The organism is uncultured Thiothrix sp. (genome assembly GCF_937876535.1).
In the GTDB taxonomy this organism is placed as follows: Bacteria; Pseudomonadota; Gammaproteobacteria; order Thiotrichales; family Thiotrichaceae; genus Thiolinea.
Window position 1 is genome coordinate 12,480 of the sequence record NZ_CALFHZ010000019.1, and the last position, 21,121, is coordinate 33,600.

Below are 21,121 nucleotides of genomic sequence, written 5' to 3' on the forward strand. Positions count from 1 at the left end.
ACTTCCGTAACAATGAATAATAACCTAGAGTAGCGCTCAAGATTAGAACAACCGCACTCAAGGAATTGCGATGCAAATACGGAACACCACACACGCCTATGGCTGGGTTTCTATCACCCTGCATTGGGTAATGGCACTCTTACTAATAGGTATGTATTTTGTGGGCGATTATATGGTCGAACTCACTTATTACGACCCGCTTTATCATACTTTACCGTTTTGGCATAAAAGCATTGGCATAGCTTTAGGCTTTGCGCTGTTATTTCGCCTCGTGTGGAATTTCAGCAACCCCAAACCTGCCACTATTCAAGGTGCCCCTGAATTCACTCACCGTTTAGCCAAATTAGGTCATCTCGCTTTATATGGCTTATTGGTCGTCCTTCTGATTAGCGGTTATTTAATTTCTACTGCCAAAGGCAAAGGTATTGAGGTATTTGGCCTGTTTGAATTGCCTGCCCTCTTAGCAAGCAATGAGCAGCGCGGCGAAATTGCTGGTGAGGTCCATGAGATTGCTGCCACCTTATTTATGTTGTTAGTTGCTGTACATGCACTAGCAGCCATTTTTCACCATGTTTATTGGAAAGATAACACCCTAACTCGTATGTTAGGTCGTTCATCACAAGCTTAGGATAACTATTCATGAAACGTTTATTAGCCAGCTCAGTATTAGCTTTAGGTTTATTAGGTAGTGCCGCTATTGCGCAAGCCGATGACTACACCATCGACAGCGAGAATATGCATGCCTCCATTAATTTCCGTATCCAGCATTTGGGTTATAGCTGGTTATACGGCCGCTTTAATGATTTTTCAGGCACGTTTAGTTATGACGAAGCTAAACCAGAAACAGCTAAAGTCGAAGTAACGGTCAAAACCACTAGTGTGGATAGCAACCATGCTGAGCGTGACAAACATATTCGTAGCAAAGATTTCTTTGAAGTGGAGAAATTCCCAGAAGCTAAATTTGTCAGCACTGCTTACAAACCAAATGGTGATGGTACTGGTACTTTAACCGGCGATTTGACCCTAAAAGGCGTGACTAAACCCTTAGAAGTCAAAGTACACGAAATCGGTGCAGGCAAAGACCCCTGGGGTGGTTTCCGCCGTGGTTTTGAAGGTACTGCTAAATTCGCTTTAGCTGATTATGGCATTAGCTATGATTTAGGGCCTGCTTCTAAAGAAGTTGAATTGATTCTGTCTTTAGAAGGCGTAAAAAAATAAACGCTTAAGTTTATTCATGACTTAGGGTGAGACTGCATCCTAAGTCATTCTGTTGGAGCTAGCTGCATAAGCCTTCCGCAATTGCAGCAAATCCTCTTCGTAGTATTTCTCCTCGGTCAACTGCTCAATTATTTTCTGCGCTAAAGCTAAACGTTTAACTGCGATTAGAGTTTTGGCCTGATAATAATCCAATTTCATTCTGAAAAAATTACCCATCCGCCGCTCAATACGCCGTTTTGAAAAATGGAATAACCGTAAAGCTTGCCAAGGTTGTTGTTGAATCAGTAAATCCATTTCCAACCGATTGAAAGCCGCGGTATTGAGTATATCTTCGCGCAGCCTTCTCCAAAGCCAAGGCTCAGCGAGCGGCCAAATAGCCACCATTTTTTCTGCAAGGCTTATCTCAGTTGCTTGAGGAAACAATAATAAGTGCACAACTTCGCGTAAGCCTGCCTCACTAAGCAAATTGTTTTGCAAACAGCCCAAGGCCAAACCGAGCTTTAAATCAAAATATTTATCTAAAACCGACCAACGTAAAACACTTAAAATGCCTAATTCGTTTAAAGCATCTGGTGCAAATGCTTGTACGACAGCGGTGAAAATAGAATCTGCCTTGAGTTGGGTTAGCTGAACACTTAGTTGAGTAAATACTGCCTGCTCTACCTCAAAATTTAAGCTTTCAATTCCATCATCATACCAAGCAGTTGACACCAGCTTACTAATAGTGCCGCCAGCCCCTAGCTGAATATTCATTCGCTGGACTAATTCGCTCACAGATAACTGCAGACAAGGCTCTAATGCTTTATGGGGTAAATGGCTATAAAGATAAAATCTGACTAATTCCCCTTGATCCGAAATCGCTAATAAACAACGTCCGATCACTTGTTGCTGCTCATCAAAAAAATACAATACGCGCTTATTAATATCTGCTGCATTAGCGACTACTGAAAAGAAATTCACTCCACCGCGGCTTAAACAGGTCTGAAAGTGATCCCCCATGCGAAAGACTTCAAAAATATCTTTGGCAAAGCGCATGTAGATAGTTTGGGTCTTATTTTCAAGCTTCAACTCTGTCTTTAGCTTGAAGCCTTCTACCCAAATTTGCGTATTTACACCCCGCTTTTGCATTCTGCTCAGCCAAACCTGATTGGCTGGTGCAGTCACTAAGGGGTAAGCATTTTGCTGTTGTGCTTGACATAACCACCCAACCACTCGCCGCACAGCTGGTTCTAAACTCGCTAAGGCTAAGAGCGAATTTAACTTATTCGTATCAGCCAACCATTCAGGTGGAATCTGTTCTAAACCAAAGGCCTTATGTAATTGTGCTTGCAATGCTTGTAAGCAATTTGCTTCCCAAGCTCTAAAAAATTCATGGAGGGTAGCATGCAAGAGCTTTTCTCTGAAACGATCTAAACGCTGCTCGGATAACGTGATTGGCTCATCCTGCTGAAGACGCTGCTCTAAATTAACTAAACGCTGCTTTAGAAAACCCGCTAAGCGCTCATCGGTACACTCAGCAAGTTTCGTCTGCACATAAGCTCGTTGCTGCTCTACTTTGGCAGAATTAGCTTTGACACTTTCTAAAATTCGCTCAGCCACCTGCACTGACTTTGGATGATAGCGACCCAATAATTCTAAAGAACCATGCAGGCTTGTTGGATAAGTCAGTAAGTCTTCAGGTACTTCTAAAAAGCTGGGTAATACTTGCATCTCAGCTTGCAATAAAGGAAGTAGCTCAGCCATTTTAAGCACGCAAGACCAAAGCTTATTTAAGCTCACATAGTAGTAAATCTCCTGATAGCCAGCCCGATACAAATAGGCCAATACCTCAATGACTTGCAAAGACTCGGAATAACTGGTTTCAGCTTCTAAGCTTTGCCACCACGTGAATAGGCGCTTAAAGTGTTCTGCTGAAGGATCAGCTGCTAAGAAAGCATCAAAGGCGACCACTAAGCGCGGCTCATCAAAGCGCTCCTTGAGCGCTAAAGTCTGGCGGAAATAATCTACACAAGGCCAATGCACGGGAATGATTTCATAGAAATAATAAAATCGAAAACCATCGTCTATCTGCTCTGGCGCAGATTCACAAACCAGCCCAAGCTTGGTAAAGAAATCAGCTTCACGCCCCGTCATCTCCTTATACCCAAGCGCTGCTTCTAGCAGATATACAGCCTGCTGTTGCTGTTGAGTATAATAAGCAAGCAGCTTAGACCAAGGCTTTAAACGTGCTTCTAAAGCTTCAGCACTGCTAGAGCCTTTTAAATAACTCAACCATGCTCGCACCAAGCGTTTAAAACGGCGTGCATCAGACTCTTCATAGCTAAGTTGCCAATGTTGGAAAACTTTTAAAACGGTTTGTGGTTGTCGCCAAGGGCTGGTTTCAGATAAACGCTGTAACTGAGACTCTAAATTACTTAAAGCTTTAGTCAGCTCTGGTACTTGGCCAAACGCCTGCAAATCGTCTAACCAAGGTTTGAGCTTATGCACCAAAGGCATTTCTTGTTGTTTGAAGCCTATCCATGACTCACGTGCTGCCTGACTAAACTGCTTTTCTAAAGCTTTCCGTTGTTTAGCAGGGTAAGTAGCCTGATAGAATTTGTAATACTCACTCGCTAAGCCTTTAAACTCAGCTAGAAATAACTGGCTGTCTTTATGCCAATCCTGCCAAGCCGCTAAAACTGTAGGAGTGAGCAGACTGGTCACAAGATCAATTAAACGTCTACACTCTTTAGTCGACAAACGCATCAAATCCTCTAGCCAAACTTGCCAAGTTTCCGCAGCCTCTGAGACTGCTGGCAAAGCAGGCAGCTCTAATTTGAAAGCAGCCGCTTGGAGAGGGAAGCCTTCAAAATAATGACGCTGACTAGCGAAAAACCGCTTATAGGCAAATGCACCTTCGGCCTGCCAAACTGGATTCGCCAAAAGACTAACTAAATGACTCGTACGACTAGTGTTTAACTCTTGGCTGAGGGTAAACAGCAAAAGACAAATTTTAATGCCATCTGGGAAATTTTCTAAGATTTGACTGAGGGCTAGTTGCTCGTGCTCCAGCCAATCTACGGCTTGCTCTAAGAGCTTAGGGTTGAGCGATAAGCACCAAACTAAGGCATCCAGTAAAGGCACTAGGGTTGGGCACTGCTGTTTCAACTGGTTGACTTGGCGCACTAAACGCGCCGTACCTTGCTCGGCTAATAATAAAGCTTGCCACGGTTGCACCACTTTATTTTCTAATAAGGCACGCACCGCTTGCAGCTTTAAGCTCACGCGCTTTTCCCAAAGCTCAACTGAACCAACTAGCTGCGGCAACGCACGTGGAAAAGCATGCACAAGCCGCTGATAGCTATATGCAGCTTGGGCTAAGTCCTCAGTTTGTAGTTGCCGGACTTCTTGATCCCAAGGGCCAGGTACATAGAGGATTTGCCAGCTTAAAACCTGCTGATCTTGCTTAGAAAGTGGATAACCCCATAGCCAGCCCAAGCGCGCACGCAAAAATAATTTGGCACGCGGTAAATTATTGCTGTATTTGGGCTTAGGAGCTTCATCGACATAATCTTGCATAACCAAGTATTAGCACACGTGTTAACTTAGGACTGCAATGACAGCTTCACGTTTCCGTTGTTTAAGTAGCGCTGTTACAAAAATCACATAAGCCAACGCAGCCAGAATAAAAACAGTGAATGCTAAACGCATACCCATCCATTCGGCTAAATAGCCGACTAATAAAGCAGCAATGCTTGAACCTATAGAAATACAGATCACTGATAACGCAGATAAGCGTGAAGCCTGCTCAGGAAATAGCTCAATCATTTGTCCCAATAAAATCGGAAAAGCCACTGACATCCCTAAACCGACTAGAAAGCTACAACCCCAGAATAGATAAATCGCTGTATTCACCCAACCGTTTAGCCCTAAACTATTTTGTGTGATTACGCCGAATAAACAGAGGATCGCTAAGCCTTGCAGTTTTTGCTGTGCACTCCAGCGGCTGGCTAAAAACGCATGCCAAACCCGTCCTATAAGCATGCCTAGCATTAAAAAGAAAATACTAGTATTTGCACTAGTCTCACTCAGATTTAAGCCTTTGGTGACATAACTCGTCAGCCAAAATGATTGCCCCCATTCCACAAAGCCTAAAAAGATATAGGCAGCTAACACCAATAAAATAATCGGCTGACGCAGGATTTTTAAATAAACGCCTAATTGATTACTGTGTTGAGTATTTGCAGTTGAATCAACAGCATGAGACTCTGAAGTAGCGGGATAGAAACGCTTAGGGCTAAATGCAACTAGTAAAATAACCATAAAGCCCGTGAACAATAAATACGGCTGCTGCCACTCAGATTTCCAATTTAAGATCAGGCTCACCCAGACCGGCGCAAATAAGGCGCCAAAGCTAAAGCCTACATCTGCAAGGCTTAGCATACGGGTGCGATGTTCTTCATTCTGACTCATTCTCGCCAATAAACTATGCGCGATGGTAAACAATGCGGCATCCAGCACCCCCATACCCGTATACGCCAACACAAACAGCCAATAACTTTGGGTATTGACCAACGTGAGGACTAAGATCAGCATGATACTGGTATAAATCAGCAGCAAAATCCGCTGGTCAAAGCGCTTGGCAATATCGCCCCCTAAAATTGCGCCAAATAAGGAACCCACCGTAATCAAGCTCATCAGAAAGCTCATTTGTGGATAATCCAAAGCAAAATGCGCTTGGACACGGGGTGTTAGAATCCCGAGTAAATTACCAAAAATACCGATTGCTAAAGAAGCATAGAGAATCACCCAACCCAAAGCTGGGGTTGAGCGAATAAAATCCGTGGTGCGCATGTTTTATTAATCCTTATAAAAACAAAAATCGGCAGCTAGTAGACTAGATACCGATTATTCAATACTGAGAAACACGCAGTTTAGGCTGAAGCCTTAGGCTTGCAAAGTACCGCGTCGAATCTGATCACGCTCTAGTGATTCAAATAGTGCTTTGAAATTACCCTCGCCGAAGCCTTGGTCTTGTTTACGTTGAATAAATTCAAAGAATACCGGCCCCAATAAAGTCTGAGAAAAAATTTGTAGCAACAAACGCGGCTGCCCGTCGGTGGTCGAACCATCCAACAAAATACCGCGCATTTTTAATTCATCCACCGGCTCGCCATGATTCGGCAAACGCTCTTCGAGCATTTCATAGTAGACATCATTCGGCGCATTCATCAGCGGCACACCGGCTTGGCGCAATAGATCCACACTCGCCAATAAATCATCCGACAGCAGCGCAATATGCTGAATACCTTCGCCATTGAATTGCATCAGGAACTCTTCAATTTGCCCTGTGCCGCCACGCCCTGCTTCTTCATTTAACGGAATGCGAATTAAGCCATCCGGCGCAGTCATGGCGCGCGACGTCAGGCCAGTATATTCGCCCTTAATATCGAAATAGCGAATATCACGGAAGTTGAATAATTTCTCATAATATGCGCCCCAAAACGCCATGCGCCCGCGATAGACATTGTGGGTAAGGTGATCAACCACTTTAAAGCCATAACCTTGCGGATGACGTTCCACACCCTCGACCCACTCAAAATCAATATCGTAAATCGACTTACCTTCTTCAAAGCGGTCGATTAAATATAAGGGCGCGCCACCAATACCTTTAATGGCTGGTAGGCGTAATTCCATTGGCCCGGTCGGGATTTCAATCGGTTGTGCGCCCAATTCCAGAGCACGCTTATAAGCTTTGTGTGCATCTTTGACACGGAAAGCTAAACCGCAAGCACTGGGGCCATGTTCAGCAGCAAAATACGTGGCTAAGCTTTTCGGTTCGCGATTAATGATGAAATTAATATCGCCTTGACGATACAGCAATACATCTTTGGAGCGATGCTTGGCAACCAGACTAAAGCCCATTTTTTCAAATAAGGGCTCTAGCACATTCGGAGTGGGTGAGGCGAATTCAACAAACTCAAAGCCCATTAAACCCATAGGATTTTCAAATAAATCAGACATGATCAAAACTCCACAAGTACAAGATTTCGTGACAACTCAGCGAGAACTTATGTTGCGAAAGGAGGACTCACCGGACGCCCGCGAATACTGCGTGCGAGATGTTGCCCCATGATCAAGTGATTCATTAGGTTTGAAAAATTTCGTGTAATAGAAAGCTGTAGTAGTTATATAACAAAATGAGAAAAACTGCGAAAAGTATAGGTTTGCTTGCCGCATCGCCCTAAGAAACGGAACACCTAACCGCCAAACCCAAGCAGGCTAAACGCAAGCCTGCTGGTGTTTTTATATGAGATCACTCTCAAGCCGCATCCACCTGAATCACCTGCTCAACCTTGCTCAACTCACTCAGTGGAATATGGCAAAGAATCGCGTGTCCTGTTTCAGTTTGCTGCAAAGGTGGCATTTGGGTTTCACAAAGCGCTCCGACTTTACGTGGACAACGGGTTTGGAACGGACAACCAGAAGGCGGATTTACCGGCGAAGGCAATTCACCTTCCAAGACAATATGGCGTTTTTTCACTGAAGTATCAGCAATCGGAATCGCAGATAGCAAAGCTTCGGTATAAGGGTGATACGGCGGGTTGAAAATTTCATCGGTCGTGCCCTGCTCCATAATGCGCCCAAGGTACATCACCACAATGCGATCCGATACATAGCGCACTACGGACAAATCATGGCTAATAAACAGCAAAGTGGTTTTTAAATTGCGCTGAATATCAGTCAATAAACCAGTTACCGCTGCTTGCACCGAAACATCAAGTGCCGATACCGGTTCATCCGCAACTACCAAGGCAGGGCGGCCTGCGAAGGCACGCGCAATACCAATCCGTTGCTTTTGTCCACCGGATAATTGACGCGGCCGACGGCGGGCAAAATCACGCGGCAATTTCACTAAATCGAGTAATTCCATCACGCGCTGATTGATTTTATCGGGGTCTTGCTCAATGCCAAACTTCTTAATCACGCGCGCAATTTGTGAACCAACTGTGTGGCTAGGGTTTAAAGTATCGAAGGGATTTTGGAACACCATTTGCAACAAAGACACCATTTGCGCTTTGCGTTGCTCGACTGGCAATTGACTAATATCGACACTATTCAGTTTAACTTCACCCGATGTAGCCTCCTCCAAGCCCATTAAGACTTTAGCGAAAGTCGATTTGCCGCAACCTGACTCGCCCACAATGGCAACCGTTTCAGCCTCATGGGCAATCAGATTAATGTCCTCGTTGGCTTTCACATATTGGACTTTTTTGCCCTTGATCAGCGCCATCATCGAGCTATCTTTGAGGGTGTAATACTTTTTCATGTGATTTACTTCTAGTACTACTTTGCCGATTTCGGCCTGCTCGCCACTCAAACCCACGGGACGATGGTTCGCCCAATCAATTTCCGCAAAACGCACGCAGCGCACATCGTGCCTTTCCTCATTCGGTACAAGCTGCATATGAACACCAGTTTTACTATCGCAGCGCCCTGCTTGGAAAAAGTCACAACGTGGGCCGAAATAACAACCTTGCGGACGATTTTGCGGCAGCGGTAATTGCCCACGAATCGGCACTAAGGGGCGCGAATTTTTATTGCTGCCGGGCAAAGGAATCGAGGCAAACAAACCACGTGTATACGGATGGCGCATTTCATTGAACACAGTCTGCACCGAACCGGTTTCAACTGCTTCGCCTGAATACATCACCGTAATGCGATCACAAGTCTCCAGAATCAAGCCGAGATTGTGCGAGATATAAATCATCGAGGTGCCGAACTGCTTGGAAATGTCCTTAATCAGTTGCACAATCCCCGCTTCGACCGTCACATCTAAAGCCGTGGTTGGTTCATCCAAGAGCAATAAGGCAGGTTTGGATAATAAAGCCATCGCAATGACAACACGTTGCTGTTGCCCGCCCGAAATCTGGTGAGGATAAGAATCCATAATCCGCTGCGGATCAGGCAATCGCACCGCTGCCAGCATATCCTTAGCGCGTTGGGCAGCCTCCGCTTCGCTCACATTCTCATGGTAGAGCGGCACTTCAATCAGTTGCTCACCAATCTTCATGGATGGATTCAAGGACGCCATTGGCTCTTGGTAAACCATGCTGATTTGTGAGCCACGAATACGGCGCAGTTCCTCATCACCCATCTTCTGCAAATCGCGGCCATTGAACAGAATTTGCCCGCTTTTGACGCGCCCGTTCTTACCCATGTAATTCATAATCGCCAGTGCTACGGTCGACTTGCCGCAACCTGACTCCCCCACAATACCAATCGACTCCCCAGGCATTAGTGTCAGATTAAAATCAATTACCGCTGGCACTTCGCCTGAGCGCGTGTAATAGGAAATATTGACGTTTTTACACTCCAAGACTGGAGTAATGGCTGTAGTACTCGACATGCTTTTACTCCTTAATCCCGTAGTGAAATTTCGCGTAAACCATCCGCCAGCAAATTAAAGCCCAAAATTAATGAGGCTAAGGCGGCAGCGGGTAAATACATGGTATGCCCTGCGAATGCGCCTAAAGGTACGGCCTCTTTGAGCATTAAACCCCAATCTGGATCAGGTGGCGGCAAACCCAAACCTAAGAAACCTAAAGTGGCGATGGCGACCACGGTGTAACCTAAACGCAAGCAGGCATCGACGATTAACGGGCCACGCGCATTGGGTAGCAGCTCAACCAGCATAATGTACCAAGGGGTTTCGCCACGGGTTTGCGCAGCAAAAATATAATCGCGTGTTTTCAAATCAAGCACCAAACCACGCACAATGCGCATAATCTGCGGCGCGGAGGCAAAGGTTACCGCCACCACCACTGTCCAACCGCTCGCGCCCAAAGTAGCGACAATAATGATGCAGAGAATAATGAAAGGGAAAGACAGGAAAATATTAGCAATGAAGGAGACTATTTCATCTGCCCAGCCGCCTTTGTAGCCTGCCAACACCCCCATCATCATGCCAACGACATAGGCCACAAAGGTGGCGAAAGTTGCCCACACCAGAACCTTTTGTGCACCCCAAATAATACGCGACAAAATATCGCGACCTTTGTGATCCGTACCCAACCAAAATGTCCCACCATCGGGAGCATGCGCTCCAATTTTTTGGAAGGGTGCCATAATCGCATTGGGATCATATAAGGGTAAAAATGGCGCTAAGATAGCCATTACTACCCAGAATAAAATAATCAATAAGCCAATCATCCCGACTGGGGATTCACGCATTAAAGCTAAGACTTTAAAAAAACGCTTTACCCGAGATTCACGCTTGGCAGGTAATTCATTGTCGAATTTAACACTATCAGTCATGGCTTGGCTCCTAGCTAAAGCGAATCCGTGGATTCAATAAGGTATAACCAATATCGGAGATAAATTGCGAAAAGACTGCCACGAAGACTGCAACCATTACGCAAGCCTCAATCACATAAATATCCCCGAATAGAGCCGCATCCACGAGCAAATAACCGAATCCTTTATACGCAAAGAACACTTCAACCACGACTAACCCAGACAACAGCCAATTCAACTGCAGCACAATAACCGTGAAAGGAGCAATCAAGGCATTGCGTAAAGCATGGCGCATAATGACGCGCTTATACGGCAAGCCTTTGAGGACAGCAGTGCGGATATATTGTGAGGTCATCACTTCCGCCATCGAAGCGCGAGTCATCCGCGTAACATAGCCAAAGTCATAAATTACCAAGACTGCAACGGGTAAGATCATCTCTTTCCAGCTAAACCCACCAGTCATACTGGAAGTACCGGGTAGAAGATGCCAAGTATAAACAAATAAGCCGGTTAAAAAGGTAGCTGTGACAAACTCAGGGATAGAGGTAGTTAACACAGAAAAAACTGAAATGACTCGATCCATCCACGAGCCTTCTTTCATTCCCGCTAAAACCCCCAGTGTGAGTGATAGTGGAATCATAATAAGAAAAAACACCAAAGCTAAAATGCCGGTATTCTTAAGGCGATCCGTTAGCAATTCAGAAACCGGAACTTTATACTGTAGCGAATCACCAAAATTCCCATGTAAGGCACCTCCAATCCACTGCGTATAGCGGGTGAAAAAGGGTTCATTATAGCCGTTTTGACTTAACCAAATTTCACGTTGCTCAACGGATGAATAAGGCCCAAGCACCTTACCCGCTACCGCCATTTTATCGGCTTCAAATAGGGAAAATAGAATAAACGACACAACTAACATGATCAGCAGCATCGCTACTAGCCGTTTCGCAGCTAATACGATCATAAGCTAACACTCCTTCTACAGCCTGCTGCTCTCCCTCTGCTAGGTCATGCAGTTAGACTTCCTGTGGTTTTTTGGTGGCAAAACCAAAAGCCCGCTTGTTAGCGGGCTTTTAGTTAGAGATTAAAACTTAAGCATCTAGCCAGACCTTGTTATAAGGAGTACTGAATTGATGATATTGAGTCGGATGCGCTTTCACACCTTTAACCTTGTTGGCTGCAATGAAGAAGTTAGATTGCCATAAGGGTTGTACAATCACCGCATCGTCTTGCAGAATACGTTGCACATCTTTCATCGCCTCTTTACGCTTAGCAACATCAATCAGTGCTTCGGCCTTATTTAAAGCGGCCTCAAACTCTGGATTGTTGTAGTTGGTTTCATTCCAAGGCACACCCGCACGATAACCCACACTTAGAACCATAGTACCTAAGGGGCGATGCGTCCAAGCCGTGATCCCAAATGGAGTTTTATCCCAAATTTCCCAATATTTCGCTGCTGGCATTAGATTAATCTTGATCTTAATCCCCGCTGGAGCACATTGCTCTTTAAGAATTTCGCAAGCCTGTTGCTGCCAAGGGCCATTGGTGTTACCGCAATCTAAAGTCAGCTCAATGCCATCTTTATAACCTGCTTCTTCCAACAACTTCTTTGCCTTTTCATGATCTTGCTTGAGCTTAGGCAATTCGGCATATTCAGGATGAATGGGGCTAACATGATGATGTTCGCCTACTAAACCACCTTTACCCTGATAAATCGTTTGCACATATTTATCTGCATCAACACAAGCTTGGACTGCTTGACGCAACTTTTTATTGTCGTAAGGTTTCTCACTCACCCGCATCCGAATACAGCCGGTTTGGGCGGTTTGTGAAGGATAAATCGTAGAATTCGGCACACTTTCTGCGAGTGCATAAGAAGCAATATCAAATTCATAAATCATATCGACCTGCCCTGAAGCAAACGCCGCTAATTGCGCCGTAGAAGCTGGACCGTGGTCGATATATTGAATTTCATCGATATAAACGTCGCCGCCCCAATAGGGTTGATCAGAACGTTTGAGGATAGCGATTTCACCAACTTTATACTTGTCTAATTTATACGGCCCCGTACCAATCGGATTCTTGATTAAATCTTTACCATCTTTTTCAAAGTTGCGGTGCACAATTGCAGTTGGGTAATTGTATAGATTTTCTGGGATGGCTAATTGGGGTGAACTCATTTTGAGCTTGACGGTGTAATCATCAACCTTAGTAACCGCACCTTCAATCATCTGCTTGGTCATTTTCGGTTTGCCATCTTTATCTTTCTCGCCGGTATCCACATCCTTTACCATCGCGGAGAACAAACCAACATTTGACGACCCTGTTTTCGGATCAAGCCAGCGGGTGAAGTTAAAGACTACATCATCCGCATTGAACTGATCACCGTTGCTCCATTTCACATCTTTACGTAGTTTGAACGTCCATTCGGTTAAATCGGCATTCGCTTCCCAACTTTCTGCCAGCATCGGACGAGTGACATTATCAGCACCGGTAATTGTTAAATACTCTAAGAACTGACGAGCTACATTCGACTTTTCAGTCCAGTCAAATAAGGCTGGATCAGTAATCTCTTGCACTGGCATCGAGACTTTTAAAACTCCACCCTTTTTCGGAGTTTCTTCGGCTGCCATTGCGGCTGGCATCAAATTTTCGCCCAAAATAGTGCCTGCTACTGTGTAAGCAGCAACTGCCGACATGCCTAATAAAGTAGTAGTACGCAAAAATTCACGGCGTGAGATTTTCTTATTATCGAGGTCAGCGATAAGCGTAGGGATCATTGGGTGCTTATCAGCTTCCGGAAATTTAGACATAACATTCTCCAGTCCAGCTTTCAGTGGATTTAAGTGAAAAACGGCAGAGTAGAGTTAGAGAGATGACCCGATGCTACTCTATTAAAATTACAACTTCAAGAAAGCAAAAACTGCAGCATTTTTTTGCTGCATCGCACAAAAAATATTAAATTCTTATTTATCGACCTTAATAGAGTTAGCTCTATTTACTACTAGCAAAACGACTAGAAACTTATATAGTGAGCACCATCATGTAATACCAAACTTACACGAGGAGTTAGCAATGGCAAATGACCGACATTATTTGGGCGGACAATGGTTGAGCGGCGAGGGTAATAGATTGCAAGTTGACAACCCTGCGACTGAAGCTATCGTTGCTGAATTCAACCTTGCTAGCGAATCGCAACTCTTATCAGCCGTTAAATTAGCCAAACAAGCGCAAAAAGCCTGGGCAAAATTAGCCAGTTATGAACGCGCTGCTTATTTACACAAGTTAGCCGATCAATTAGTCAAAGAGGCTGCCAAAATTGGCGCGGTACTGGCTGCTGAATCGGGAAAAAGCCTTGCCGATGCGGAAGCTGAAGTGATTTATGGCGCAGAAATTACCCGCTATCATGCGGAGTGGAGCCGGAAAATTGAAGGCGAAGTTATTCCGAGTGACTCTCCTAATGAACAACTGTTATTAATGCGTGAGCCGATTGGAGTAGCAGTTTGTTTAATCCCATTTAACTACCCGATTTATACCCTACTGCGCAAACTCGCCCCTGCTTTGATCACCGGCAATACTGTGATTATTCGCCCCAGCAATCATACCCCCTGCTCTGCGCTAGCCCTTGCAGAAAGTGTGGAAGCAGCCGGTTTACCCAACGCCGTGATACAAATTGCGGTCATGGATCATGCTGTATGCGAGGCGCTGTGTCGTCAGCCAGAAGTCGGCATTATCTCGTTAACCGGTAGTGTCGAGGCAGGTCGGCAGGTTTTGGATTACAGCAAAACGAATATCACTAAAGTGTCGTTGGAACTAGGTGGAAAAACACCCGCGATTGTGGCAGATGATGCGGATTTAAAAGCAGCCGCCACCGCCATTATTAACTCAAAAACGACCAACTGCGGCCAGCTCTGTACTGCGGTTGAGCGAGTTTATGTGCAAAGCAGCGTTTATCCGCAGATGGTAACTTTATTGCGTCAAGCAATGGAAGGACGGAGTTTTGCTAATCGTGCTGAACACCCAGAGGCGATGGGGCCTTTAATTAGTCAAGAGGCACAAACCCGTACACATGCTTTAGTCCAAGCGGCGATTCAAGCTGGTGCCATCTGTGAGGTTGGCGGGTATTTACCTGAAGGCTCTGGCTATTTCTATCCACCAACCCTCCTCACGCATGTCAATCACAGTATGCAAGTGGTAAAAGAGGAAACCTTTGCACCTGTACTTTGCGTCATGCCCTACCAAGATTTGGAAGCAGCGCTCGAACTCGCCAATGATCATCAATATGGTCTGTCTTCTGTGCTTTTCACCAATCGTTACAAAGATGTGATGCGCGTCGCAACCAGCATTGAGGCTGGCGAATTATATATTAATCGCACGCCTGCCGACCCTTATCAAGGCTTTCATGCTGGCTGGAAGAAGTCAGGTTTAGGCGGCGATGATGGTAAACATGGCATGTTAGAGTTTACCCAAACTCGCATGGTCGCTTTGAATTTTGCCTGAAACTCTGCACACAGGTTAGCTGATGAAAATTACCGAATTAACAAGCTATATCGTTGCCACGCCTTATCCGCATATTGGCGGGATGTATTGGATTTTTGTGCGCCTCAAAACAGCTTGTGGCATTGAAGGCGTGGGTGAAATTTACTCCGCAACCTTTCATCCTAAAGCCCAAATTCCCATGATTGAGGATGTGTTCCAACGTTATCTGTATGGACACGATCCACATCATATTGAACGTTTTTATCGGCAATGTTATTCCAGCGGTTTCACCCAGCGCCCTGATCTGAGCATGATGGGGATTCTAAGTGGCTTGGAAATGGCTTGCTGGGACATTATTGGCAAAGCCGCAAATCAGCCGGTTTATCAATTGATAGGCGGTAAAGTAAACGAAAAATTGCGCTGTTACACCTATCTCTACCCGAAAAATGCAGCGGGTGAATATGATTACAGTGACCCCGATTTAGCGGCAGAATGCGCAGCCGAGAATCTTAAAAAAGGTTTTACTGCGGTCAAGTTTGACCCTGCGGGGCCTTATACCGCGTATTCGGGGCATCATATTTCTTTAGAAGTGATGCAGCGCTCAGAGCTATTTTGTAAGTTGCTTCGGGAAGCGGTCGGTGATCAATGCGATCTATTATTTGGTACACACGGACAAATGACACCCGCATCTGCGATTCGCTTAGCAAAACGTTTAGAAGCTTATGATCCTTTATGGTTTGAAGAACCCGTTCCTCCGGGGCAGCCTGAAGCGATGGCTGAAGTGGCGCGCAAAACCACGATTCCCATTGCAGCAGGTGAACGCTTAACTACTAAATATGAGTTTGCGGCACTCTTGCAAGCAGGTGGCGCAAGCATCTTACAGATGAATTTAGGACGTGTGGGCGGCATTTTGGAGGCGAAAAAAATCGCTAGCTTAGCCGAAGTCTATTACGCGCAAATTGCACCGCATCTTTATAACGGCCCGGTAGGTGCGGCTGCTAGCATCCAATTAGGCGCTGCGACTCCAAACTTTTTAATTCAAGAAAGTATCGAAACTTGGGGTGGTTTCTACGCCGACATACTACACAAACCGATTGATTGGCAGGATGGATATATCATTCCACCCACTACTGCGGGTTTAGGTATTGAAGTGGATTGGGCTGTGGTTGAAGCTCATAGTCCTTACACTGGCGAGCGCCTACATCTGCAAATGCACCCTACTCCTTACGATGTGAAAGATCATGCACCAGCCAAAGGTTGAATACGATTACATCATTGTTGGCGCGGGTTCGGCTGGCTGCATTTTAGCAGAACGCTTGAGTGCCTCGGGCGAATTTACCGTGCTGGTGTTGGAAGCGGGTGGCACAGATAATCATCCGTGGTTCAAGATGCCAATGGGTTATGGCAAGCTCTACTACAACCCACGCTATAACTGGATGTATTACACCACACCCCAAAGCGCATTAGCACAGCGCAATCTGTATGTGCCGCGTGGCAAAGTACGCGGTGGCTCAGGTGCGATTAATGCCATGATTTATGTGCGCGGGGCGGCGCAAGATTTTGATGATTGGGCAAATGCGACGGGTGATTCAGGCTGGTCGTATCAATCGGTGCTCCCCTATTTCAAACGCCTTGAAAATCACTGGAATCCCGACTCAAACTGGCATGGACACGAGGGCAAAATTCATGTCAGCTCCTTGCGCTCAGGCATGCACCCCGTCTGCAATAATTTTCTAAGTGCTTGTCGTGAAATAGGCTTCCCTGAAAATACCGATTTCAATGGTGCACAACTGGAAGGCTTCGGCGTTTATGATGTGAATATCGACCACGGTATTCGTGACTCTAGCTCACGCGCTTATTTGCAACCAGCACTAAAGCGCAGCAATCTAAGCGTACAAACTGAGGTAGTGGTTGAGCGTATTTTATTTGATGAACAGAAACGGGCTATCGCTGTGCAAATGGCTCATGCTGATAAGCCTGTCGTTTGCCATGCTAGACGTGAAATTATTATTAGTGCAGGGGCGGTAGAAAGCCCCAAATTGTTGGAATTATCGGGTATTGGTAATGGTGCAGGTCTACAGAATTTAGGTATCCCTACGGTGCAGCATTTGCCCCAAGTGGGCGAAGGTTTACAAGATCATTTATGCGCCAGCTACTATTACAAAACGAATGTTCCCACCTTGAATGAGCGCTTTAACTCTTTGATTGAGCAGGCCAAAATGGGTTTACAATACCTGCTTTTCAAAACTGGCCCACTCGCTTTAAGTGTTAATCAAACCGGCGGCTTCTTCAAAACCAATCCTGAGTTAGTTAACCCCAATATTCAGCTTTATTTCAATCCGTTATCTTACACCATCCCGAAAGATGGCAAAGTCGCGATCAAAACCGATCCTTATCCGGGGGTATTGCTCGCCATCGCAGCCTGTCGCCCAAGTAGCCGTGGCAACATACACGCCATAAGTCCTGCTAGCCGTGAAAAACCTGCGATTAATCCCAACTACCTCAGCACGGAACAGGATATTCAAGATGCCCTAGCAGCTAGCCGTTTAATGCGCCAAATCGTGCAAACCAGAGCCTTGCAGAACATCATTACGGAAGAAACGATTCCGGGGCTACCCGTACAAACAGATGCAGATATGTTGGAGTTCTTTCGCGCTAATTGTGGCTCGATTTATCATCTGTGTGGCACTTGTGCAATGGGAAACAGTGCAGAAAATTCAGTAGTGGATAGCCAATTGCGCGTACATGGTGTGCAAGGCTTACGGGTGGTGGATGCGTCTATTTTCCCGAATGTCACGTCGGGGAATATTAATGCGCCGGTGATGATGGTGGCAGAACGGGCAGCGGATTTGATTTTGCAAGCTGTTTAATGGAATTAGTTACGAAAGATCAAAGCAGTCAGAATCAACCGTTTGTGTAGAAATATAAGCATCTGTAGCCAATCCTTCAGTACGCACTTGATTGGCTAAACGGACGGCTGTGTCCAGATCCAAACCATGCCCAACTACAATCGCTGATTGCTCATTGCTATAGGGCGCACTGGTACTATTTGCCACAGTATTTAAGAGTTTAAAAGTATAAGTGGGATATTGAGTACGAAACTTCTTTAAGCGTGTTAAAGCCTCAGCGCGTGTGTCATAACCTGACCCTACAATCACATTCCGCGTACCTGCCAAACAGGGTTTAAAATAGCTAGCCGAGCTTGGATTAGTGGGCAGCACGTTCCCTGCTTTGCTAGGTGTAATCGAGTTAATATCAAATTGATTAGGCAAAGGCAGTTGCTCAACGGGTGGGACTTTGGATGTATTAAGACTAGGCACTTGTTGAACAACCTTATTGTTCAAATCATTATTGCTAGCTAACTTATTCAGTGGAAAGCTATTGGAACTAGGTTCTATCTTGGTTAGCGGAGTTGAGTTAGGTTCTGACTGAGGCTGATTCGAAAGCGAATTCATCCAAATACCAATAGCCAAACCCAGCACTGCTAAGCTTCCTACAGCCACTAAAGGTAAGAACAAGGGCTTAAATTTGGTTCTAGTCGAAGTTTGAGTAGGCTTAGCTGCTGTGGCCTCTTCATCCGGTTTATCTGCAACCTTTTCTTGCTTAGATTTAGAAGGCTGAGTACCAGAAACCGTACTTGGAACCGTTACACCATACTGGTTTTTAATGCCTCGGATCAGCTGTTCAATATGGTAATTTAAGTCGCGCCCTGAGCGTATTTCGGTAGCATTCCGGAAAGCTAAAAGCTGTAAGCTAGGTGGTAACTCAGCCTCCAGCGGCATTCGCGCTTGTTCGAGTAGCACAGGAACAACAGGGATGTTCTGTTTCAAAGCCGCTTCAATTTCAATACGCACAAAATCTGCTGGATCATCAAGACGGCGTAAGCCCTGTGCATTTTTAACATTCAGCCACTCATTGCCAATCAACGCTAACATCAACTCGGATTTAGCGACAGCCTGATTTAAGTATTCACGAAAATCGACCCCTAAAGGAATAGCATCAACATCAATAAAAACCGAATCAGAGCCAAACACCGCTTCTAAGCGTTCAGCGAGCATACCTGCAATATAACCAGAATCATCGCGTCGATAGGAGATAAAAATTCGTGGCATGATTCAGCCTTTGTTGATTGTAGTTAAGCTTAGCTAGCGATTAATTTCTCAAGACGATCAATCTGAGCATAGCCTATTTTCAAAAAGATAACGATTCAGGGAGAAACTTATGGGACAAATATCTATTGCCTATGGCGCTATTTTGGGTTCACGCTGGAGTACAACTGAACCCACTTTATTACAGGTTAGGAATCTTAAAGTCATTGAACAATTACCGAGCACCGATACTTGGCCATTTTTAACTCGTGAGATGTTTGCTTTAGCAGGCACTAATCCAGAATCTGGGCATTATCGACAACAAGTGATTCATTTTGGAGCGAGCTTCAAATGCCTTGAATGGGATTGGGCAGAATGGCTAGGAAAGTTTGAAGACTTACTCAGCAAGCTGTTCTGGGATGAAGTCATGTTGCATTTACATAGCGAAGCGATAGGACATTATGATTATTACTATGAATCCTTGATTCCTTTGAATTTTTATGCACAAACTCCATTTACACCTAACCAAGAATGGCAGTTAATCGGTGGGCCACGCTACTTTGACTATCATGATCATGCTAAATGCTTGGAGCAGGATGGGAAAACTTGGCGCTACTCTAAAGGAGAGTGGAGCTTAGTGCTGGATTAGCATAAAGAAAAACTTCAGCTAGCCCGAGCGAAGATTAAATCTCAGGCTAGCTACAGGCAATATTTAGCCTAGCACTGAAAAACTACTCTCCTGATTAATCTCCCGATTCCGAGAATAAAAGCCAATACTCAAAGTACGCCCTAAATACTCCATCGTATATTGTACAGGATCTTTGTCATGATCTTGCCCTGCTTCGCAAGCCACAATCAGAGTTGCCATCATCTTGCCCGCAACAGCTGTATTCTTGAATTGATTACCACTCGTACCAATCGCGATGTAATAACCGGGCAAATCCGTTTTGTCATAGATCGGAATCCAATCCTCAGTGACATCATAAGCCTCGACTGTACCGCGCACTTGATTAGGAATACCTAAATCAGGATAGCGCTGTGCCATCCGCATGATATGAGTGACTGCATGCTCGGTCAGATCACGGCTCATAGTGTCAGGATCAACCCATTCTTTTGGATCACACTCTGGATCCTCACTACCCAGCAGCATCATACCGCCGCTGGCCGGACGACTATAAACCGCCACATCACTATCCGAAGTGACCATACCTAATTTTATATAATCATAATGTGGTGGCGGTGGAACATGGGGAATTTCTTGGCGTAAGGCACGGGTACTCATTTTCATTTTATCCGCCAAACCAACTAGCGCATTGATCTTGGATGAGTGAGGGCCACCCACATTTACTACCACTGGCGAATCAATTTGCTCGCCATTTTTTAAACTAATGCCGCAAACCCGTCCATTTGCTTGGCGAATCTCCACCACCTCAGCATTGAAACGGAATGCTCCACCTGCAGCTTCGGCAGCACGCTGTAAATTATGCGCAGCCAATTGGGGATCATTTACATAGCCGCCTTTTGGCCAGTGCACTGCACCACGCAAAGCTCCAGTAGTTGGTTCTGCAAAACCGTCTTGATCGGGACGTTTAGGCGGGTAATACAAACGCGCATCATAGCCCGGAATAAACTCCTGCAATTCTTCAGGGCTAACTTCGCGATAAGGAATACCCAATTCTTTAGAAAGCTGGATGGCCTTTTCTAAATAGCCATTGTGTTCAACTTTCATCACTAAGCAGCCGCACTCATTAAATTGAGCAAGACCAGATTCATCCTCTACTCCGACATATTTCGCCCAATCTCGCCAATAGTGATAACCTTCATAAGCCATTGCAGTACCATCCAAGGTAGAATAGTAGGTACGAATAATAGCGCTGGAATTGGAGGTGGAACCGAAGCCAGCTGCCCCTAGTTTATCCACATTCAGGGTTTTCCAGCCGCGGCGCGCGAGCTCTAAACCAATGGCTGCGCCTATGATGCCAGCACCGATAATAATCGCGTCATACTGTTTGCTCATGCTACTAATCTCCTTGTCAAGTCTTGGTGATGGCTGAGTAAAT

The 21,121-nt window shown here is 45.4% G+C and carries 15 protein-coding genes; 6 read left to right on the forward strand and 9 right to left on the reverse strand.

The genetic code is table 11. The annotated features are described in order from the left end of the window. The first annotated feature begins 70 nt into the window (after positions 1–70). On the forward strand, positions 71–628 hold the full coding sequence (locus Q0230_RS10635) for a cytochrome b (protein WP_298609996.1): 558 nt from the start codon (positions 71–73) through the stop codon (positions 626–628). 11 nt (positions 629–639) lie between these two features. Then, positions 640–1,218, forward strand: a complete 579-nt coding sequence (locus Q0230_RS10640) for a YceI family protein (RefSeq protein WP_298609997.1) — start codon at positions 640–642, stop codon at positions 1,216–1,218. Positions 1,219–1,257: 39 nt separating this feature from the next. On the opposite strand, the gene Q0230_RS10645 is transcribed toward Q0230_RS10640, so the two are convergent. The 7 genes from Q0230_RS10645 to Q0230_RS10675 all read right to left on the reverse strand — a co-directional run bounded on the left by Q0230_RS10645 (position 1,258) and on the right by Q0230_RS10675 (position 13,307). Continuing rightward, complete coding sequence (locus Q0230_RS10645; protein ID WP_298609998.1) at positions 1,258–4,776, reverse strand: hypothetical protein; 3,519 nt, start codon at positions 4,774–4,776, stop codon at positions 1,258–1,260. Between the two features lie 21 nt (positions 4,777–4,797). Beyond that, positions 4,798–6,051: a sugar MFS transporter gene (locus Q0230_RS10650; protein WP_298610000.1), complete on the reverse strand. Its 1,254-nt coding sequence runs from the start codon at positions 6,049–6,051 to the stop codon at positions 4,798–4,800. Positions 6,052–6,144: 93 nt separating this feature from the next. Beyond that, complete coding sequence (gene hppD, locus Q0230_RS10655; protein WP_298610001.1) at positions 6,145–7,221, reverse strand: 4-hydroxyphenylpyruvate dioxygenase; 1,077 nt, start codon at positions 7,219–7,221, stop codon at positions 6,145–6,147. 298 nt (positions 7,222–7,519) lie between these two features. Beyond that, entirely contained in the window at positions 7,520–9,607 is a 2,088-nt protein-coding gene (locus Q0230_RS10660) for an ABC transporter ATP-binding protein (RefSeq protein ID WP_298610002.1), read from the reverse strand. 11 nt (positions 9,608–9,618) lie between these two features. Next, a complete protein-coding gene (locus tag Q0230_RS10665) occupies positions 9,619–10,515 on the reverse strand; it encodes an ABC transporter permease (protein WP_298610003.1) in 897 nt (298 codons plus the stop codon). Positions 10,516–10,525: 10 nt separating this feature from the next. After that, positions 10,526–11,458 carry an ABC transporter permease gene (locus Q0230_RS10670; protein WP_298610004.1) on the reverse strand — a complete coding sequence of 311 codons (933 nt, stop codon included), beginning with the start codon at positions 11,456–11,458 and terminating at the stop codon, positions 10,526–10,528. A 127-nt stretch (positions 11,459–11,585) separates the two neighbouring features. Further along, positions 11,586–13,307 carry an ABC transporter substrate-binding protein gene (locus tag Q0230_RS10675; RefSeq protein ID WP_298610006.1) on the reverse strand — a complete coding sequence of 574 codons (1,722 nt, stop codon included), beginning with the start codon at positions 13,305–13,307 and terminating at the stop codon, positions 11,586–11,588. Between the two features lie 262 nt (positions 13,308–13,569). Here Q0230_RS10675 and aldA point away from each other — a divergent pair, with 262 nt between their 5' ends. Genes aldA through Q0230_RS10690 form a run of 3 tightly spaced genes read left to right on the forward strand, consistent with a single transcriptional unit; the run spans position 13,570 to position 17,843 of the window. Continuing rightward, positions 13,570–14,994, forward strand: a complete 1,425-nt coding sequence (aldA, locus tag Q0230_RS10680; protein WP_298610007.1) for an aldehyde dehydrogenase — start codon at positions 13,570–13,572, stop codon at positions 14,992–14,994. Positions 14,995–15,016: 22 nt separating this feature from the next. Then, positions 15,017–16,234, forward strand: coding sequence for a mandelate racemase/muconate lactonizing enzyme family protein (locus Q0230_RS10685; RefSeq protein WP_298610008.1), 1,218 nt, complete (start codon positions 15,017–15,019; stop codon positions 16,232–16,234). Continuing rightward, a complete protein-coding gene (locus tag Q0230_RS10690; protein ID WP_298610010.1) occupies positions 16,215–17,843 on the forward strand; it encodes a GMC family oxidoreductase in 1,629 nt (542 codons plus the stop codon). Before Q0230_RS10685 ends, Q0230_RS10690 begins: the two co-directional genes overlap by 20 nt. Before the next feature lie 9 nt (positions 17,844–17,852). Here Q0230_RS10690 and Q0230_RS10695 read toward each other — a convergent pair whose 3' ends face one another. Beyond that, positions 17,853–19,085, reverse strand: coding sequence for a TIR domain-containing protein (locus Q0230_RS10695; RefSeq protein WP_298610011.1), 1,233 nt, complete (start codon positions 19,083–19,085; stop codon positions 17,853–17,855). Between the two features lie 109 nt (positions 19,086–19,194). Between Q0230_RS10695 and Q0230_RS10700 the strand changes: the two genes are divergently transcribed. Further along, complete coding sequence (locus tag Q0230_RS10700) at positions 19,195–19,710, forward strand: hypothetical protein (RefSeq protein WP_298610012.1); 516 nt, start codon at positions 19,195–19,197, stop codon at positions 19,708–19,710. 63 nt (positions 19,711–19,773) lie between these two features. Here Q0230_RS10700 and Q0230_RS10705 read toward each other — a convergent pair whose 3' ends face one another. Further along, positions 19,774–21,078: an FAD-binding oxidoreductase gene (locus tag Q0230_RS10705; RefSeq protein ID WP_298610013.1), complete on the reverse strand. Its 1,305-nt coding sequence runs from the start codon at positions 21,076–21,078 to the stop codon at positions 19,774–19,776. Positions 21,079–21,121 lie beyond the last annotated feature (43 nt).

Excerpts from the sequence above, each read along its gene's own strand:
- Q0230_RS10650 (WP_298610000.1), bottom strand. The coding sequence starts at position 6,051 with ATGCGCACCACGGATTTTATTCGCTCAACCCCAGCTTTGGGTTGGGTG.
- Q0230_RS10695 (WP_298610011.1), bottom strand. The coding sequence starts at position 19,085 with ATGCCACGAATTTTTATCTCCTATCGACGCGATGATTCTGGTTATATT.
- Q0230_RS10700 (WP_298610012.1), top strand. The coding sequence starts at position 19,195 with ATGGGACAAATATCTATTGCCTATGGCGCTATTTTGGGTTCACGCTGG.
- Q0230_RS10645 (WP_298609998.1), bottom strand. The coding sequence starts at position 4,776 with ATGCAAGATTATGTCGATGAAGCTCCTAAGCCCAAATACAGCAATAAT.
- Q0230_RS10665 (WP_298610003.1), bottom strand. The coding sequence starts at position 10,515 with ATGACTGATAGTGTTAAATTCGACAATGAATTACCTGCCAAGCGTGAA.
- Q0230_RS10660 (WP_298610002.1), bottom strand. The coding sequence starts at position 9,607 with ATGTCGAGTACTACAGCCATTACTCCAGTCTTGGAGTGTAAAAACGTC.
- Q0230_RS10635 (WP_298609996.1), top strand. The coding sequence starts at position 71 with ATGCAAATACGGAACACCACACACGCCTATGGCTGGGTTTCTATCACC.
- hppD (WP_298610001.1), bottom strand. The coding sequence starts at position 7,221 with ATGTCTGATTTATTTGAAAATCCTATGGGTTTAATGGGCTTTGAGTTT.
- aldA (WP_298610007.1), top strand. The coding sequence starts at position 13,570 with ATGGCAAATGACCGACATTATTTGGGCGGACAATGGTTGAGCGGCGAG.
- Q0230_RS10670 (WP_298610004.1), bottom strand. The coding sequence starts at position 11,458 with ATGATCGTATTAGCTGCGAAACGGCTAGTAGCGATGCTGCTGATCATG.
- Q0230_RS10685 (WP_298610008.1), top strand. The coding sequence starts at position 15,017 with ATGAAAATTACCGAATTAACAAGCTATATCGTTGCCACGCCTTATCCG.
- Q0230_RS10690 (WP_298610010.1), top strand. The coding sequence starts at position 16,215 with ATGCACCAGCCAAAGGTTGAATACGATTACATCATTGTTGGCGCGGGT.
- Q0230_RS10675 (WP_298610006.1), bottom strand. The coding sequence starts at position 13,307 with ATGTCTAAATTTCCGGAAGCTGATAAGCACCCAATGATCCCTACGCTT.
- Q0230_RS10640 (WP_298609997.1), top strand. The coding sequence starts at position 640 with ATGAAACGTTTATTAGCCAGCTCAGTATTAGCTTTAGGTTTATTAGGT.
- Q0230_RS10705 (WP_298610013.1), bottom strand. The coding sequence starts at position 21,078 with ATGAGCAAACAGTATGACGCGATTATTATCGGTGCTGGCATCATAGGC.